Annotated in this window: 8 protein-coding genes and 1 tRNA gene; 4 read left to right on the forward strand and 5 right to left on the reverse strand. The window is 67.9% G+C overall.

Annotation, left to right across the window (positions count from 1 at the left end):
• Positions 1-10 precede the first annotated feature (10 nt).
• The gene (locus ACSP50_RS02785; RefSeq protein WP_014687636.1) at positions 11-1,633 is read right to left on the reverse strand and encodes a diguanylate cyclase; all 1,623 of its coding nucleotides are present in this window, start codon (positions 1,631-1,633) and stop codon (positions 11-13) included.
• Positions 1,634-2,018: 385 nt separating this feature from the next.
• Between ACSP50_RS02785 and ACSP50_RS02790 the strand changes: the two genes are divergently transcribed.
• A complete protein-coding gene (locus tag ACSP50_RS02790) occupies positions 2,019-4,868 on the forward strand; it encodes a M36 family metallopeptidase (protein WP_014687637.1) in 2,850 nt (949 codons plus the stop codon).
• A 69-nt stretch (positions 4,869-4,937) separates the two neighbouring features.
• On the opposite strand, the gene ACSP50_RS02795 is transcribed toward ACSP50_RS02790, so the two are convergent.
• From ACSP50_RS02795 to ACSP50_RS02810, 4 genes are all read right to left on the reverse strand, one after another.
• Positions 4,938-6,515 (reverse strand): diguanylate cyclase, encoded by a 1,578-nt coding sequence (locus ACSP50_RS02795; RefSeq protein ID WP_014687638.1) that lies wholly within the window; start codon positions 6,513-6,515, stop codon positions 4,938-4,940.
• A gap of 204 nt (positions 6,516-6,719) precedes the next feature.
• Positions 6,720-7,724 (reverse strand): hypothetical protein, encoded by a 1,005-nt coding sequence (locus ACSP50_RS02800; RefSeq protein WP_014687639.1) that lies wholly within the window; start codon positions 7,722-7,724, stop codon positions 6,720-6,722.
• A 2-nt stretch (positions 7,725-7,726) separates the two neighbouring features.
• Entirely contained in the window at positions 7,727-8,257 is a 531-nt protein-coding gene (locus ACSP50_RS02805) for a SigE family RNA polymerase sigma factor (protein ID WP_231956849.1), read from the reverse strand.
• Between the two features lie 346 nt (positions 8,258-8,603).
• Complete coding sequence (locus ACSP50_RS02810) at positions 8,604-9,323, reverse strand: Ig-like domain-containing protein (RefSeq protein ID WP_014687641.1); 720 nt, start codon at positions 9,321-9,323, stop codon at positions 8,604-8,606.
• Positions 9,324-9,515: 192 nt separating this feature from the next.
• Here ACSP50_RS02810 and ACSP50_RS02815 point away from each other — a divergent pair, with 192 nt between their 5' ends.
• The 3 genes from ACSP50_RS02815 (at position 9,516) to ACSP50_RS02830 (ending at position 15,733) form a co-directional block, all read left to right on the forward strand.
• On the forward strand, positions 9,516-13,148 hold the full coding sequence (locus tag ACSP50_RS02815; RefSeq protein WP_014687642.1) for a polymorphic toxin-type HINT domain-containing protein: 3,633 nt from the start codon (positions 9,516-9,518) through the stop codon (positions 13,146-13,148).
• A 371-nt stretch (positions 13,149-13,519) separates the two neighbouring features.
• Positions 13,520-14,317 carry a Clp protease N-terminal domain-containing protein gene (locus ACSP50_RS44975; protein WP_369793941.1) on the forward strand — a complete coding sequence of 266 codons (798 nt, stop codon included), beginning with the start codon at positions 13,520-13,522 and terminating at the stop codon, positions 14,315-14,317.
• Between the two features lie 1,343 nt (positions 14,318-15,660).
• Positions 15,661-15,733 (forward strand) — tRNA-Arg (locus ACSP50_RS02830).
• The last annotated feature ends 20 nt before the right edge of the window (positions 15,734-15,753 follow it).

The raw sequence follows: 15,753 nt of genomic DNA on the forward strand, positions 1-15,753 counted from the left end.
GGCGCGGCGGTCAGCGCAGGCTGCGGAACCACCGCCGTTCCGTCAGGTCGCATCCGGGGTCGACGCGCACCTGGTTACGGCCGCCGTGCTTCGCCTCGTACAGTGCGGCGTCGGCGCGGCCGAGCAAACCGTTCACCGTGCTGCCGGCGTCACTGGTCGTCACGCCGATGCTCACGGTGACCGGCAGGTCGCCGGTGATCGTCGCCCAGGACTCCTCCGCGATGTCCCGCCGGAGATCCTCGAGGCGGAAGATGGCCTCGGCCGGCCGGACGCCCGTGATCACCAGCAGGAATTCCTCACCGCCGAGCCGGACGGCGAGGCCGTCGTCGCCGAGCGGCACCTGGGACAGCCGGGCGGCAAGCCGGCTCAGCACGGTGTCGCCGGCCTCGTGCGAGAGGGTGTCGTTGATCCGCTTGAAGTGATCGAGGTCCAGCACCGCGGCGGTGATCGGTGCGCCGGTGCGCGCGGCCTCGGCGAGCAGGCCCGGCAGTTGCTCGTCCATGTGCCGGCGGTTGTGCAGGCCGGTCAGTGGATCGCGACGGGCCTGCTCGCGAAATGATTCGGCCTGCCGGCGGGCCTCGCTCAAGCCGAACATCACCTGTCGGTTCCGGGCCTGCGCCTCGCGCTGCGCGTCGGCCCGCTTCGTTTCGATCTCCTGGTGTGCGCGCAACGCCCGGTAGGCCTGCTCCCACCGGCCGGCCGCGGCATGGATCTCGGACTGTTCCCGCTGAACCAGCGCGGCGAGCAGACCGAGGTTGAGGTCGTCGCAGAACGATCGGCTGAGGTCCAGCGACACCTGCGCGCCGGCCAGGTCACCCTGGTGACGCTGCGTGACAGCGACCGTCAGCAGCAGCTCCGCCTCGCGGTCCGCCTCGACCTTGTCGCTCTCCCGATAGGCGTCCAGCGCGGCCCGGGCGGCCTCCTCGGCGGCCCGATGCTCCCCGAGCAGGAGACGGATCCGCGCCACGGTGTCCAGGTCGCAGCAGTCCAACGCACGGCCGGTCGCCGTGTTGAAGGCCAGGAGCCGGTCGACGGCCGTGCGGGCGTCGTCGGGGCAGCCGGCCTCGTACTCGCCGTGGGCCCAGTTGTTGTAGATCATGGCCTGGCGTTCCACATCGCCGACCTCCAGCGCCAGGCGCGCGGCGGCCTCGTAGCGCTGGCGGGCCTCCGGCATCGAGCCGGTCTCCGCCAGAGCATCGGCGAGCTTGACCAGAATGCCCAGGTAAGCCGACTTGGGAACCGTGTCGTCCAGTGCCTCGACCGCCTGCAGCATGTGGTCCAGGTTCTTGAGCGGGTCGCCCATGGTGCGGGATCCGCGGCCGATCAGCTCGTGCGCGCGGGAGACGACCTGGGCACAGCCGTGTTCGGTGCCCCACTGCAGCGCCTGCCAGCTCAACCGCGCGGCAGCGGCGAAGTCGCCCGTGCGGTCGGTGAGATCAGCCCGCAGCAGGGTCGCCCGCCACTTGAGGATGTCCTCGCCCATTTCGGCGGCGCACTGTTCGACCTTGAGCAGGCGGGGCAGGGCCACTGCGATGTCGGAGCCTCTGTTGCGGGTCAGCTCGTCCAGCTCCGCGGCAAGCGCGGCGACGGTCGCAGGCGCGGGGCTCCGGTCGGTCCGGCGTGCTTCGGTCATGGAGCCTCGTTTCGAGCCAGGCCGCGGTGCGGCGTCGCTGCCGGCCCTCCCCTTCGACCGGGAACCGTTCGAGATGAGGAAGATCCGGCCCCGACCTCGCCATGCGACGACCGCTTCCCGCCCTGCCTATCGTGATCATGAGGAACGGAGAGGCCGTGCGGTACGGCTGATGTGTCCGAATTTCGTACGCGAAGTGATCTCGAATTGGTAAAGATCCAAATATAGCTCTAGTTATGTGCACCAATGACAATGAGCATCACCCATCGACGGGCCACACCTGTGAGATGCGGGCCGGCACCAGGTTAACGCCGGGCCGGTGCGCAGCTTAGCCCGGTCGAGAGGGGCTGAATTGAGACCGTTATCCGTACCGTCCGCAACCCGGCGGGTGGGAGCGGCAGCCGCCGGTGTCTTTCTGCTCGCGGCGTTGCTGCCGCAGCAGGCACAGGCCGCGCCGCTACCGGGCGCCGTGACCGCTGGCACTGACAGCAAGGCGCCGCGGCGAGCCGATTACGATTCCCGTGCGAACCTGGTCGCCGCGGCCCAGGCGCAAGCGCCGGCGACAGCGTCGAAGGGCAGCGCATCGAGCCGCGCCTTCGCCACCGCACCGTCCGCCTCGGCGGTGCAGAGCATGCGCAACAAACTCGGCGTGCAGGGCATCGTCGACATCGATCGGGCCACCGGCACCCCGCGCCGGGTGGCCAAGCTGGACGGCTTCCTGACCGGCCCGAGCCACAAGAAGCCGACCACGATCGCCCTCGACTACATCAAGGCCCACCCCGAGATCTTCGGCCTGGACGCGGCCGACCTGGCCACGCTCGAACTGCGCCGCGACTATGTCGACGTCGCGGGCACCCACCACCTCAGCTGGGTGCAGGTCGCCGACGGCGTGCCGGTGTTCGGCAACGGCCTGAAGGCGCACGTCGCCAAGGACGGCCGCCTCGTGCAGGTCGACGGGTCGCCGCTGAAGTCGCTGCCGTCCACGGCGGGCGCCGCCAAGGTGACCGCCACGGGCGCCCGCGCCGCGGCGGTCAAGGACGTTCTCGGCACGTCCACCGCCAAGGCCACCAAGACGGCGGCCGGCACGACCACCTTCAGCGACAACGGCACGGCCAAGAAGGTCTGGTTCCAGACCGTCTCGGGCCCGCGCCTGGCCTGGCAGACGATCGTCGTCGACGAGGGCTACGTGCACGTCATCGACGCGGTCAGCGGCGAGGTGCTCTACCGCCACAGCACGATCGCGAACGACTCCGCCGAAGTGTGGAAGAACTACCCGGGCGCACCCAAGGGCGGCGTCCCGCAGAAGGTCGACCTGACCGCCAAGGGCTGGCTGCCGGACAACACGCGCCAGCTGTCCGGCAACGTCGCGCACGTCTACTCCGACGTGAACGACAACAACCAGGCCGACCCGACCGAGGAGGTCGGCCCGTCCGGCCTGCACCGGTGGGACTACCCGCTGGCCGACTTCAACGTCGCGGTGGGCGGCCTCTGCTCCGCCGCGTACCCCTGCTCGTGGGACCCGAAGACGGCGAACTCCTGGCAGGTCAACCGCAAGCAGAACGCGGTGCAGCTGTTCACGTTCCTGGGCACCTTCCACGACCACCTCAAGTCCTCGCCGATCGGCTTCACCCGGGCGGCCGGCAACTTCGAGGCGCGCGACGGCGACGCGGTGCAGGGTCAGGCCATGGACGGCGCCGACACCGCGAAGGGTCTGCCCGACGCCGACCACACCGACAACGCGAACATGAACACCCCGCCGGACGGCATCCCGCCGGTCATGCAGATGTACCTGCTGAACCCGGCCCCGGACGCGGTCGCCGCGAACACCGGTGACGAGTCCGACGTCGTGTTCCACGAGTACACGCACGGCCTGTCGAACCGGCTCGTCATCGACGCCGCCGGCAACTCCACCCTGAGCAACATCCAGGGCGGCGCGATGGGCGAGGCCTGGAGCGACTGGTACGCCGAGGACTACCTGCACGCCACCGGTCTCGAGAAGGACACCGCGAAGCCCGGCGACGTGCTGATCGGCAAGTACTGGTCGGCCGGCGGCACGATCCGCAGCGAGGGTCTCGACTGCACCGTCGGCATCGTCTCGGCGGCCTGCCCCGGCACCCCGAACGCCGGCCCCGGCGGTTACACGTACGGCGACTTCGGCAAGGTCTCCTCGCGCGGCCCCGAGGTGCACGCGGACGGCGAGATCTGGGCCCAGACGCTGTGGGACCTGCGTCGCGCGATCGGCAGCACCAAGGCCGAATCGATCGTGACCCGCGGTATGGAGCTGTCCCCGGACAACCCGTCCTACCTGGACATGCGGAACTCGATCATCGCCGCCGACCTGGTGGTCAACGGCGGCAAGAACGCCAAGACCATCTGGAAGGTCTTCGCCAAGCGGGGCATGGGCTACTTCGCCGCCGCCATCGACGGCGACGACACCCAGCCGGTCGAGGACTTCTCGACGCCGCCGGCCGCGGGCACCCCGCGCGGGACGCTCACCGGCAAGGTGACCGACCAGGACACCAAGGCCCCGGTGGCCGGCCTGACCATCGCCTTCGGCGGGCACGCCTCCGGCTTCGCCGGCGACTACCGTGCCACCACCGCCGCGGACGGCACCTACAAGATCTCCGGGATCATTCCGGGCACGTACGCCAAGGTGTACGCCCGGGGCGCCGGCTACGACCAGATCGTCAAGACGCTGTCGGTCAACTCGGGGACCAAGGCGGAGAACTGGGCGGTCCGGCACGACTGGGCGGCCTCCTCCGGCGGCGCGGGCATCATCAGCGCCACCGGGCCGGACTACACGGCGTACGGCTGTGGTCCCGGTGAGCTGCTCGACCAGTCGCAGATCTCCGGCTGGGGTTCCGACGTCGCGGCCGAAGGCCAGAACGCCGTGATCCGTCTGTCCGGCGCGGTCAACGTCGCGCAGCTGGTCGTCAACCCGTCGTCCACCTGTGGCGACGACAAGACGGCCTCCACCAGCGGCTACCGGATCGAGACGTCGAAGGACGGCAAGACCTGGACTGTCGCCGCGAGCGGCAAGTTCCCGGCCGGCACCGTCACGCCCACCCCGGTCGCGCTGGCCGCGGGCACCGGCGACGCCATCGAGTACGTCCGGTACACGATGCTGACCACGCAGGCCCAGGACGCCGGGCTGTGCGCGGCCGGCCAGCCGGGCACCGCGAACGGCTGCAAGTTCATGGACTCGACCGAGCTGGCGGTCTACGGACCGGCTGCCTGACGAGTGACGATGGTGCCGGTTGCCCCTCGGTGGGCAGCCGGCACCACCCTTTCTGCCGGGAGGCCGGGCTCATGACGCTCCGGTAGCCAGGTCGGCCAGCTCGTCGAGGTGGACCCGGTCGCGCCCGGCCCGCTTGGCGGCGTACAGGGCCTCGTCGGCGCGACCGAGCAGGTCCGCGACGGTGCAGTCGGGCGCCGCGGTGGTGACGCCGATGCTGACCGTCACCGGCAGGTCGCCGGTGATCGACGTCCATCGGTGAGCCAGCACCGACCGCCGGAAATCGGCCACCCTCATGATCGCTTCCGGCGCGGCGACACCGGTCATCACCAGCAGGAACTCCTCGCCACCCAGCCGGGCCGCGAAGCCGTCGACGCCCGCGTCGACCTGCGCCAGCAGGCCGGCGAACGCCACCAGGACGGCGTCACCGGCCTGATGGGAGAGCGAGTCGTTGATCCGCTTGAAATGGTCGAGATCAAGCAGGGCGGCGATCACCGGAGTCGCGCCGGTGCCACCGCGGCTGAGCAGCCCGCGCAGGTGTTCGTCGACGAACCGACGGTTGCGCAGCCCGGTCAGCGAATCGCGGCGGGCCTGATCGCGGAACGACTCGGCCTGCCGGCGCGCGTCGGCGACCTCGTACGCCGCCTGCAGGTTGCGGGCCTGCTCCTCCCGGTCGGCGTCCCGCTGCCGCCGTTCGGCCTCGTTGGCCTCGCACAACTTCCGGTAGGCATCCTCGAACCGGCCCGCCGAGGCGAGCAGGGCCGCCTGCTCGGTCATCACCCCGGCGGCCAGCCGGCCGAGCCGGTGCCGTTCGCACAGCTCCGCGCTCTCGGCGAGCGCCGCCCGGGCGCCCTCCAGGTCCCCCCGCCGATGCCGCGCCATGCCGAACGTCAGCAGGTACGCGGCCTGCGCATCGGCCTCGACCTTGTCGTGCGGATACAGCTCAAGTGCATCGCGGGCGGCCCGCTCGGCCTCCTCGACATGCCCCAGCTCCAGCGCGACCCGAGCCACCGTGTCCAGCTCGGCGGCGTCCAGCGGCCGGTCGTGCGCCCGGGCGAGCGCCCGCAGTCGCTGCAGCACCTCCCAGGAGCGCTGCGGCTCGCCGGCCTCGTACTCGCTGTAGGCCCAGTTGTTCAGGGCGGTCATCTGCCGTTCCAGATGACCGATCTCGGCGGCGGCCGCCAAGGCCTGCTCGAACCGTTCCCGGGCGGCCGCCATCGACCCGGTCGCGGCGAACGCGTCGGCCAGCTTGATCAGTGCCAGGATCCGTTCCGCCGGCGGTGTGTCGTCCCCCAGCGCCATCACGCACTGAAGCATGTGCTCCAGGCCTCCGCCCAGGTCGCCGGCGTTGGTGGCGAGCCGGGCGAGCAGCCGGTGCGTGCGGGAGATCAGCAGTTGGGAGCCGTGCTCGGCCGCCCACCGGCGCACCTCGCCGACGAGCCTCGCCGCGGTCGCGCCGTCACCCTCACGCTCGATGGCGTCCGCCCGCAGAAGCGTCGCCCGCCAGAACAGCTCACTCTCACCGGACGGCCGCAGCGCCTCGATCAGCCGGTCCAGGCGAGCGTGGGACTCGGCCAGGTCCCACCCGATGTCCTCCTCCAGCAGGTCCAGCTCAGCGGCAAGCTCCGCCACCTTCCCGCGTGCCGCCATCTGGTCACCGCTTCCTCATCGGGGTGCGCTGTGCACCGCGGGCCTTCCTTTCGGCGGCACCCGGCCGTTCATGAGGCATCAAGCCGAGCAGGCTGCCCCGCATCCGGCCGATCAGCGGGCAACGAGGAGGAAATCTACTCATCGAGTGAATCGGGCGCGGCATCTTCCCTTCGTAGGAGCGGGTGCGGCCCCGGCACCGGCCTGTCAGAACCTGCCCGCGGCCACGTCCGCGAGACTCACGCGGGTGACCTGGTAGTTGGCGCCCGAGGCGCCTGCGCCGCTGAGGAAACGCATCGGGACGCCGGTGGTGGCGTCGATGGTCAGGGCCTCGGTGCGGTCGCCGGCCATGGCCGGCTTGCCCACGGTCAGGGTGAGCGTCGCCTTGCCGTCGAGGATGCCCTGGGTGACCTTCACCTCGGGCAGCGTCGACAGCAACCGCAGCACACCGGCGCGGACGGTCGGGCTGCCGGCCCCGGCCTCCAACGCGAAGATCGAGTTCAGCCATACCCGGTTGTCGACCAGGTTGACCTTGAGCACGTCACGGATCTGCCTCGGGACCTTCTTGCCAATCGGCCCCTGGTAGGGCGGGACGACGCCCGGCCCGGGATCCTCGACCTGAAAGGCGCCGGTCATGTCCGCCATCTTTTTGCGGGCCACGGTCAGATCACCGTTCACCGCGTACTTGGCGGCCTCGACCGCCACCCGGAACGTGTCACCCGCGTCGGTCTGGTTGTGGCGCACCTTCGCCGGCAGCCCGGCGCGGGTCTTGGCGAAGTAGTACTTGCCGTTGTCGGCGTACAGGTCCCACACCACGTCCTTGTGCGGAGAGTTGTAAGCGTTCCACTCGTCGCGTCGCACGAGCGCGGCGTCGCCGGGCTGCTTCTCGATCGTGGTGAGGTAGGCGGCCAGCTGCACCAGCGGCTGCTGGGTAGCCGATGTTGCCGGGCTCGTGGCGGTGGCGCTCCGCGTCGGGCCCGGCTGCGCCTCCGTACGCGCCGGGGCCTGTGTTCCCGTGCCGCCGACGGCGACCGCGATCGCCGTCACGGCGGCGACGGCGAACGTGGCGCCCCCGCCGGCGCGCCAGGCGAGGCGACGGTTCTTCAACGTCCGCCCGCGGCTCTCGATCCGGTCGAAGTCGGGCGTGTACGGCCGGTCTTTGACGATGTCGTGCAGTGCCGTGCTGAGCTGTTCCTCGGTGTCGTTCGGCATGGTCAGTGGTCTCCTCGGTTCAGGACGGACTTGAGCTTGGCCAACGCGCGGCTCGTCTGGCTCTTGACGGTGCCCTCGGTGCACCCGAGGACCGCGGCGGTCTCCCGTTCGCTGAGCCCTTCCAGGAACCGCAGTACCACGGTCGCCCGCTGCCGGATCGCCAGGGACTGAAGCGCCTGGACCAGGTCCGCGCGGCTCACCACACCGTCGGAGAGATCGGGAACCGTGAGCTGCCCCAGGTCGCTGTCGCCGTACGTGGGCACGTTGCGGTGCCGGCGCCAGTGGCTACGCGATTGGTTGATCAGGATGCGTCGCACGTACGCCGAGGGGTTCTCGGCCCGCTGTACCTTGCGCCAATGGCTGTAGGCCTTGGCCAGCGCCTCCTGGACGAGGTCGTCCGCCAGATGCCAGTCTCCGCAGAGCAGGAATGCCGTGCGGTGCAGCGAGGCCGCGATCCCCAGGACGAAGACCCGGAACTCCTGCTCCGCGCCGCTCATCGCCCCGGTCGGTCGGTGCTTCGTTTCGGTCGTCACACCGAGGAAGACTCAGGTACCGCCGAGAAAGTTGTCAGCGGATTCACCAGAGCGGCATTTATCTCGTTCAGATAGGTACGACAGCAGTCCCCGAAGAAATCCAAGGCAACGCCTTGGGTGACGCGTCGGCCGACGCAACAAACCTCATCGCCACGGTTCAGCAGCTGTGCCCCAAGCCGATCGGCGTGCTCAAGGTCGGGATCGGGCGTTCGCCGGGATTGTGGTCGCTAGCGCGCGAAGAGCCCGAGATCCCGGGCGATCGGCGGGACACGAACGCGGAGACGGCGAAAGCGTAGACGGGACCGGCTCTCGGTGCGGCCGGTCCCGTCGTGGCTGGTGTTCGGTTTCAGCGGTGGTAGGTGCGGGTGCTGCTGTGTGAGACGTTGCCGGCTCGGTCGTACGCACGCAGTTGCACGCTGAACGTTCTGCCGTAGTTGGCCGGGTTCAGGGTGAAGCGGTAGCCGGCGGTGGTGTCGGTCGCGACGACGGTGCCGTTGACCAGCATCTGCACCTTGGCGATGCCGTTGTGGTCGCTGGCAGCGGCGGTGATGGTGGCGGCTCGGGTGAGTCTGGTGCCGGTGGCGGGCGCCGCGCTGATCGCGAGGGCCGGTTTGGTGTTGTCGACCACGACGGTGCGGCTGGCGGAGGACTGGTTGCCGAAGCGGTCGGTGGCTTGCCAGGTGACGGTGAGCCGGCCGTCGCGTCCGGTGGGCACCTTTCCGGTGGCGGCGGTGCCGGGGGTGCCGACGCCGTTCACGGAGGTGGCTGCGACCCCGCTGGGATCAGTCACGGACGCGGTCGTGGTGAAGCTGGTGCCGCGAACGAGTTTCATGTCGCCGGGGGTGATGTGGCTGATGGCCGGGCCGGTGCGGTCGAGGGTGACCGGGAAGGTGGCGGTGGCGTCACCCGGGCTGAGCACGAAGTTGTAGCCGGACAATGCGGTCCCGGCGGAGGTCTGGGGCTCGAAGACGCCCTTCCCGTCACCACCGTAGACGTATGTGGTGCCGCCGGTGTCTCGGGCTAGGACGTCGGTGGTCTGGTCGCCGTTGAAGTCACGGATGGCCATGTCCGGATAGTTCGGAGTGATCGTGCCGTCGGCGTCTCCGACATCAACAAGCGGGTCACCGACGTCACCTACGACCCGCTGGGTCGGACCTTCCAGACCTGGGATGCGGGGTGGACCAAGTCGGCGCACCTCGCCCAGCCGACGGCCACCTACAACTACATCTTCGACCCCGACCGCAAGACGTACCCGTTCGTGAAGACGGTGGCGCTGAACTCCGGCGGCGGCACCAACACGTCATTCACCATCTATGACGGTTTCCTGCGCCCCCGGCAGACCCAGTCCGAGGCCGTCGGCGGCGGTCGGGTCGTCACCGACACCCTCTACGACCAGTTCGGCCGCGCCGACATGGCGTTCGGCGCGCACGCCGAACCCGACGCGCCGTCGGGCACCCTGTGGTGGGAACCGGAATGGTCGGTGCCCACCCAGACCCTCACCGAGTACGACCGGGCCGGCCGCGCCACCGCCAGCATCTTCCGCTCCGGCGACGGCACGACCAACGTCGTGGAGAAGTGGCGGACCACCACCAGCTACGAAGGCGACCGGACCACGCAGGTGCCGCCGGCCGGCAGCACCCCGACCACCACGCTGACCGACGTCCTGGGCCGCACCTCCGAACTGTGGCAGTACAACACCGCCGCCGGGATCGCCGGCGGGCACGACACCGTCAAATACGGATACGACGCCAAGAACCGGATGACCTCGGCAGCCGACTCGGCCGGCGACACCTGGACCTACAAGTACGACCTGCTCGGCCGGCAGATCGAGACCAAAGACCCGGACAAGGGCGCGTCAAGCTCAACCTACAACGACTTCGGTGACCTGCTCACCACCAAGGACGCCACCGGCCACGTCCTGGCCTACGAATACGACTCCCTCGGCCGCAAAACCGGTCTCTACGACGGCAGCATCACCGAGGCCAACAAACGCGCCGAATGGAAGTACGACACCCTCGCCAACGGCCTGTACATGTACGGCAAAGTCACCCAGGCAACCCGTTACGAGACAGCTGCTGACGGTACCCGGCAGCCCTACATCTGGCGTCCCACCGGTTTCTCCGCCCGCAACCAAGTCAGCGTTGAGCAGTGGGTCATCCCGGCAGCCGAAACGGGACTTGGCGGCACCTACAGCTACGTCCACAGTTTTTCCCCATACACCGGCGCGGAGACCGGCATCACCTACCCGGCAGCGGCGACGCTAACTAGCGAAGGCGTCGAGACCACCTACGACAAGGCGAGCGGCCTGCCGACCGCGCTGAAGTCGCTGTGGTCTGACCCCGGCAGCTACGTATCCGCTCAGCAGTACGACGCGTACGGCAAGCCGACCTCCACCATGCTGAAGATCACTGGCGGGGTCTACGCCCAGCAGATGATGTCCTACGAGGGGGACACCCGCCGGGTGCACGAGGTGAAGGTCAAGCCGGAGACCGCGACCGGCACGGTGGCCGACCGCACCTACAACTACGACGCATCCGGCAACATCCAGCAGGTCACCGACGCGCCGGAGGTGGGCCAGACCGACACCCAGTGCTACGTCTACGACTCGCTGATCCGGCTGACGTCGGCGTGGACCCCGAAGTCCGGCGTGGACTGCAAGACTTCGCCCACGGTCGCCAACCTCGGCGGGCCCGCCCCGTACTGGATCGACTGGACGATCGACGCGCTCGGCAACCGCACCAAAGAGGTGTCGCACGGCATGGCCGGGGACACCTCCCGCAGCTACGCGGTGCCCACCGCCGGCAAGGATGTGGTCCGGCCGCACGCGGTGACCGGCATGACCACGACCACCCCGGCGCAGAGCAGCACCACGGTCGGCTACGCCTACGACGACGCCGGCAACATGACCAGCCGGCCCGGCGACACCGGCACCCAGACCATCACCTGGGACGCCGAAGGCCACCCGGTCAAAACCGTCGAAGGCAGCAAGGTCACCACCGACCTGTTCGACGCTGACGGCAGCCGCCTGATCCGACGCGACAGCACCGGCGCCACCCTGTTCCTACCCGGCCAGGAGATCCGCCGCCTCGGCGCCAGCACCACCGCCAACGACGCCACCCGCTACTACAGTTTCGGCGGCGCCGTGGTCGCCTCCCGGACCGTCGCTGACCGAAGCTTGACGTGGCTGTTCAGCGACCACCAGGGCACCCAGTCGACCGCGGTCAACGCCTACACCCAGCAGGTCAGCATCCGGCGCCAGACCCCGTACGGCGCGCCGCGCGGCACCAACCCCACCTGGGCCAACAACAAGGGCTTCGTCGGCGGCGACCTGGAACCCACCGGCCTGACCCACCTCGGCGCCCGCGAATACGACCCGGCGCTGGGACGCTTCATCTCCGTCGACCCGGTCCAGGACCTGACCGACCCGCAGCAGTGGAACGCCTACTCCTACTGCGGCAACAACCCCATCACGCAGTCCGACCCCACCGGCCTGCGCGGTGATGACCAGTACTACGGGCCCCAGGCTGCCGCGAAACGCGAAAGCCCCGCGTACACCGGCGACCCGGACAGCGGCGGTGCCGGTGACGGCACCCACGACTACAACGGCGGCGGCAGCAGCCACGGCAGTGGTGGCGGTGGCGACGGTGGCAGCGGCAGCCACAACCAGCCGAAGCCGAAAAAGAAGTCGTGGTGGGAGCGCGGCGTCGACTGGGTCAGCGAGAACAAGAACACCCTGATCGGCGCGGGCGTCGGCATCGCCACCTTCATGGGCTGCGAGGCCGTCACCGCAGGCGCGGGCACCCCCGCCTGCATGATGGCCGCCGGCGCCGCCGGCAAGCTGACCACCGACGCCCTCGACGGCAACATCCACGGCGTCGTCGACGTGATCAACTCGGCTGGCGCCGGCGCCCTCGAAGGCGCACTAGCCGTTCCCCTTGCTGCCGCCGACGCGGTCAGTCAAGTGGGCAACATCGCCAACGACGTCAAAAACGGTGACTGGGCCGCGGCAGCAGGCCACACAGCCCTCGGCGCACTCGACGTCATGACCGTCGTCGACGGCGTCAAGGCCGGACCTAAAAAGGAGGTCGCATCGCAGGAGGAGGGCGTACGACCTCCCAGTACATGCAAAAATAGTTTCACCGCAATGACACTGGTGCTTCTGGCAAACGGCACCAGCAAACCGATCAGCGACATCAAGATCGGCGACAAAGTTCGCGCCACCGACCCTCAGACGGGCAAGGACACCGCCGAACCGGTCGAAACCCTGTACGACAACCTCGACCACGACTTCGTCGACCTCACCGTTAAACACCCCGACGGCACCTCTGCGGTCATCAACACCACCGCACACCATCCATTCTGGGACCAGAGCGACCACAAGTGGACCGACGCCGCTGACCTTCAGGTCGGCCACCACCTGCGCGATACCCATGGCCAGGCCGCGACCACGATCACCAAAGTGCACGCCTACACCGGCGCGCACCACATGCACAACCTCACCGTCACAAGCCTCCACACGTACTATGTGCTCGCCGGTGCCACGCCGGTACTCGTACACAATTGCGGTGGAGCTCACCGTGCGGAGGGCGAATCAAGCCAAGGTGAAGATTATGAGCCCAGGCACGGCAGGCCAGAATCCCTTGATGTTTATCCACTGCGTCACGCTGTTGCCGGAGCTGCAGAGGGTGCTATCACAAAATGGGATAACAGTCTGCCGAAGAGAATTATAGGTATGCTGCCGGGAGATTCCTGGAAATCGGTTGCAGATGTGGTGGGGCGGGCTGCTTATGGTGCCTTCTATGGGCGAAGGGCATACTATGATTGGGGTGGAGGCTATCCGGCTGTTCATCGTGCGCCCGACGATTACAGTGGTAGGCATCGGGCTAATTGATATGCTGACACAGCTTTCAGGTGATCTTCATGATTGACGTAAGTGGGGGGCTCAGCGCCGTTTTGCTGGGCGCTTGCCGTGCCGCGGTGAAGTTGCACCAACCGGTGATCGGCGCCAATGTTGTACTGGTTAGTCTGGTGAATACCTTCCCGAATTTCAGGAGTGTGCTTCGATATAATCCCGAGGAAGATGTCCGTCGGATAAGGCGAGAAGATAGGCGCGGTGGCTCCGCTGAGCCTTCCTCTGAAATTGACCCCATGTTGTTGGGCGTCATTCGAGAGGTGCACTGGCAGGTCTTCGGACGACCGTCCGTTGATGGTGATTCTCGTCCTCAATGGGATGACGAAGTCCTCGCAGCGTTGAGACTGGCTATGGCGATATCCGTAGCACGGGGGGATCCTTGGGTCGGTCCGGATCATTTGTTGGAAGCCCTTCTGGCTGACCCGACCAACACGGCTGGTCTGCTCGTCGAAGCCCAGATGGTCGATTTGGATCGCCTTACGCGGGTGGCGCGACGTACCTGGCCGGTTGCTGGAGGGAAACCACCGATCCGGAATCTGGCGGACCATTTGGCTCGAGCCGGGGCTCTCGTGGATCCTGCTCACCCGGGTCTACAGCGGTCGACCGCGTTGACTAGGGGGCTTACCTCCGGGATCGTCAGGTTGGCCGCGCAGGCGAGTCCCGCTCTCGCTTTCTTGGAACAGGAAGCGACTGCGGAGGCCGTGCGGTTGGGTCACGATCGGACCACCCTCGTACATCTCATTCTCGCTGTTCTGGTGTTGGAAGAGCAGCTGACCTCGACCGGCTTACGCCCATCCGGTGAATACGCTGTCTCCTGCGATTTCGTGCTACGTCCGTTCGGGATGACTCGGTCCGAGGTATTCGTGTCGCTGGCTGATGTGCCGCAGGAAGGTGCTATCGCGGCACCCCAGCGGCGGCGGAGTTGGCGGAGCAGCCCGAAGAACCCGCCGTGGACGCTGCCGGCTTGCCAGGCGGGTGACACGGCTCGGACTCTTGCTGCGAACGGGAAGAAGTCACCGGGGGGAAGTGCGGACCTGCTGTTGGCAGTTCTTTCCCATCCTGATGATGCAGGTCGCCGACTGCTGCGTGAGCACTCTGTGGATCCGAGCGCTGTCGAGGAACTGCTTGCTCGTCGACTCGAGTTGTGACGAGCTGGTGCCAAGGTTGAACAGGCCTGCGACTTCGGTGGGTGGAGACACCCAGCTTGCGCAGATGGTTGGAAACGTGGATGGCGGCCGATTCGGAAGAGGTAGAGACGGCGGCCAAGCCCAGACGGCATCAGCCGCCCTTCGTCGACTCCCTTGTGGGCCTACCGGGATGGGAGCAGGAGACCCTGCGCCGGGGGATCGACTTTGTCACCTACCGGCGGATCGCAGACGCACTCGGTCTTGTCGACGTCGCTGCGTTGGAGAGCCTGCTCGCCGCGCACCACCCCACCCGTGACACCGACTTGCTCTGGAAAGTGGAAGACGCTCGGGTGTGGAGCCACGGGGGCTAACGGCGAAGAGCCTAAGCCGAAGTTGATCATTTGAGGCTTGCGGTAAACGCGTCTGTTGCACCTGATTCCGGCACCTTGATCTAGCACCGGCAGGGCATCTTATTTCGGCGCCGGCTGCATCGGCGGCTTGTGACGCTTCTGAATCGAGCGATGGTCGCGGGTTAGCCTGTCCGGATTCCGCGTGGTTGGAGGTTCCGTGAGCCAGAGTGTGCTTTCGGCTGATCGGCTATTGGCGTGGTCCGGTGACGCTGGATGGTTGGCCCGAGGTCCACGCATTTCTCGGTGACGGTGCGCAAGCTGCGGAACGTGATGCGGTGGCCGCGTATCCCCGCTCCGGGACGCCGATCGTTGCCTTTGCTGGCTTCTCGCCCTGCGGCGTCTGCGGGGTCAATAACGGAAGTACAGAGCGGACCGACGGCGAGCATTTCGTCTGGCCAGACGGTCTCGCGTACTACGTGGAGGCGCATAATCTCCGTCTGCCAGAGCACGTCATCACGGTTGCTAGGCGAGGGCCCGTCCGGTCCGTCGATCCTCTCGCGTTGGAGCGGGCGTTGTTCGAGACCGGCGAACTGGTAGTCGACGAACAGTGGTGGCGGAGTCTCGCGTCGGCAGACGAGTCGGTGCAGCCAAACGGGTAGCCCGCGGACATCGCCAGTGTTGGATGGGTGGGCTGGTGGACCTTGAGTTGACACTCAGGGAGGAAGTTCAGCCGGCCTTACCCGCCCTCGACGAGTCGACCGAGGATCTACGCGGCTGGCCCGCCCCGTCTGCCCCAGCCGCCCCCGGTTCCGATCCAGAAGTGCTCGAGGACCTGTGGTCACCACCGATCAACCATGGTCGCTCATCAGGATCAGTGGGCAGACTACCGTCTGTCCACGGTTCGACTGCTTCATCCGCCCCCCAGTCGGATCTCCCCGCCACGGCACTGCTGGTCAGCAGGGGGTGTTATCGGGTGCTTGCGGTCATCCCTGGTCAGGTAGCATGGACACTCGCGCCCTCGTAGCTCAGGGGATAGAGCAACGGTTTCCTAAACCGCAGGTCGCAGGTTCGATTCCTGCCGGGGGCACTCCATCGATCTCCCTTGAA

This window comes from Actinoplanes sp. SE50/110 (genome assembly GCF_900119315.1).
In the GTDB taxonomy this organism is placed as follows: Bacteria; Actinomycetota; Actinomycetes; order Mycobacteriales; family Micromonosporaceae; genus Actinoplanes.

Excerpts from the sequence above, each read along its gene's own strand:
- ACSP50_RS02785 (WP_014687636.1), bottom strand. The coding sequence starts at position 1,633 with ATGACCGAAGCACGCCGGACCGACCGGAGCCCCGCGCCTGCGACCGTC.
- ACSP50_RS02795 (WP_014687638.1), bottom strand. The coding sequence starts at position 6,515 with ATGGCGGCACGCGGGAAGGTGGCGGAGCTTGCCGCTGAGCTGGACCTG.
- ACSP50_RS02800 (WP_014687639.1), bottom strand. The coding sequence starts at position 7,724 with ATGCCGAACGACACCGAGGAACAGCTCAGCACGGCACTGCACGACATC.
- ACSP50_RS02810 (WP_014687641.1), bottom strand. The coding sequence starts at position 9,323 with ATGGCCATCCGTGACTTCAACGGCGACCAGACCACCGACGTCCTAGCC.
- ACSP50_RS44975 (WP_369793941.1), top strand. The coding sequence starts at position 13,520 with ATGGCGATATCCGTAGCACGGGGGGATCCTTGGGTCGGTCCGGATCAT.